Below are 2,649 nucleotides of genomic sequence, written 5' to 3'. Positions count from 1 at the left end.
GCTTTGGCGGGGTGGGGTTCTTGGGGTTTAATAAGCAATCAAGCGGACATGATGTCACTCCTATATCTAATAGATACAAGAGTGAAAATAATTTGTAGGCACAATTTATGAATTGTGCCTATATCATTTTGGACAACGCACAATTAATTTCTGGAGATGTCCAATATCATTTATTACTATGTATTAAATATCGCCAATTGCTCAATATATGGGTAATATTATCGACATAATACTCTCTAGAGAGTATCAGAATTTATGATTACTTGTAAGGAGCCGTGTTAAATATGATTCTCCCTCGTGTGTTTCCTGAGTACCGTAGAGTAGATGTTCTGTTTGCAAAGCTGAAGTTTCTGAAATCAGCAAGGCTTTTCTTTTTTAGGTTTTCAGTATTATCTTTTACTGTAAGTATGGGGGCGACAAGTATAGCGTTCCTGGGTATAAGCCTGGATAGTGCGATCGCTCAAATTCCATCAACACCAAATTCAGCGCCTCTAAATCAGAAAACACCTTCTCAGGCTAATGTGCTATTTGTCAATCCTGGTGTTGGAGATGATAAAGCAGGCAATGGCAGCGAATCCGCTCCTGTAAAGACGATTAGCCAAGCGTTGCGATTAGCTAATGCCAATACTGTAATTATGCTTTCCACCGGCACTTATAGCGCCGAGACAGGGGAAGTATTTCCCTTAATACTGAAACCGGGTATTTCAATTCAAGGCAATCCCAGCAATCAAGGTAAAGACATTATCATTCAGGGAGGCGGTGATTACCTAAGTCGGAGCTTTGCCGGTCAAAATGTCACAATTGTTGGAGCCAACCAAGTTTTGCTGACTGGGGTAACGGTGACGAACTCTAATCGCCGTGGTTACGGTTTATGGATTGAATCTAGCAATCCGGTAGTTGCGGAAAATACTTTTAGTGGCAGTACTCAAGATGGGATTTCTGTTAGTGGTAATGCCGCACCTACCATTAGTAAGAATTACTTCGATCGCAATGGAGCCAATGGCATCACAATTGCCGGTAACTCTAGTCCCCAAGTGAAAGAGAATGTCTTTCACCAAACAGGTTTTGGGATTAATATTGCCCAAAATGCTGCTCCTATAGTCATAGGTAATCAAATTCAGAACAATAGATCGGGAATTATCGTACAAGCAAATGCCCGCCCGATTTTGCGGAATAATTCTATTCAAGATAACAAAGAAGATGGTTTAGTGGCGATCGCTCAAGCAATGCCAGACTTGGGTAGTGCATCCGAACCTGGGGGTAATACATTTCAAAATAATGCTCGCCATGACATTAACGCTAGCGCTGCTAAACAGGTGATTTCTGCTGCTGGTAACAACCTTGTAAGCGATCGCATCACTGGCAAGGTAGATATTAATGGGACAACAGCACAAGCAACCCAAAACTCTCAACCCGCCCCTGTCCCTAACAATGCGTTACGAGAAATACCACCAACTGGGGAAATCACCTTCTCAGCTCCCGAAATCTCTGAAACTACTAATGGGCAAACCAGCAATAGCATTTCAGCAAATAATCCTGTTTCTACACAATTAAACAGTCAACAACTGCCATTAATGCCAGCCAATAATGTACCGCTTTCCGCGCCTATATCCAAACAACCACCAACTTCTAGAGTTGCCGGATTTCCTACTCCTAGCAGCTTGTCAGGTAGACAAATACCAACTAACGCACAGCCACCTGATACACCACAGTTAAATTATGTGCGGATTGATCCTAATACCATTGAGTTTACTGCCCCTAAGTCCCCATCCAATTCAGTTACACAGCCACCAGTTCCAAGAAGTATGAGGGATCAAACGCAACAGCCATTACCAATACTAGAAACTTCTGCTCCAGGTGCTTCAGAACTTTTACCACTTCCCGATCGCAATATCCCCATTGTAAATACTCGCAGTCTGCAAACAAGTTCTGCAAGTATTCCCTATAGTGGTACCTCTGCGACACAATTTGGTGTACGTTATCGCCTAGTAGTGCCACTTGCAAGTGATAAAGACCAAGATTTAGTACGATTCCTTGCTCCTGGTGCGTTTCCCACAGTTTGGCAAGGTCAAAGAGTTATGCAAGCAGGAGTCTTTAGTAGTGAATATAACGCTAAAGAAATGCTCAAAACACTCTCTAGTAAAGGTTTAAGAGTCATTATGGAGCCATTGAATTGATTAAGAATAATGTTGGCTTACCCTCTACTTAATATGTGTTGATGAAAACTGCATATATCGTTTTAATTCAAATCTGTTGTTAAGCTCGACTTTATCCAAAATTAAGAACTCGCTTTCTTTATCCGGCAAAAACCCTAGCTTTTTGGCAAATACTTTTTCCACGTCACAAATTATAGATGAAGTTAAAAAAGTAAAACTACTGCCCTACAAAGGTTTCAGCTTAAGCGTTCGTGCAACGACTCCGCAGGAGTATCGCGTTGCGAAAAAAATGGATAAAGTCGAGCTAAGAGGATGTTTGAAAAGTCCTATTTGAAAAGTCCTCTTGTCGGTATCAAAAGTTCTAGATCCTCCTAAATCCACCGATAAATTGGGGGACTTTGAATTCCGATTACCCATTTTTCAAGGGGAGAGGCTAGTGCCAAGGGATCTCCCCAACTGGAGCGACTGGCGTGGGTTAGGGGGGATCTCAAAG

General features: G+C 42.0%; 1 protein-coding gene. It reads left to right on the top strand.

Annotated features, from left to right (window positions below; all coding sequences use genetic code 11):
• Positions 1-284: 284 nt before the first annotated feature.
• Complete coding sequence (locus IQ229_RS23380; RefSeq protein ID WP_194047859.1) at positions 285-2,177, top strand: DUF1565 domain-containing protein; 1,893 nt, start codon at positions 285-287, stop codon at positions 2,175-2,177.
• Positions 2,178-2,649: the final 472 nt, after the last annotated feature.

The organism is Nostoc cf. edaphicum LEGE 07299 (genome assembly GCF_015207245.1).
GTDB classification, from domain to species: Bacteria; Cyanobacteriota; Cyanobacteriia; order Cyanobacteriales; family Nostocaceae; genus Nostoc; species Nostoc edaphicum_B.
Note: the sequence above shows the minus strand (reverse complement) of the source record. Positions and strands in the feature narration are given on the sequence as shown.

Bases quoted from the DNA above. Each gene is read 5' to 3' on its own strand.
- IQ229_RS23380 (WP_194047859.1), top strand. From the start codon at position 285: ATGATTCTCCCTCGTGTGTTTCCTGAGTACCGTAGAGTAGATGTTCTG.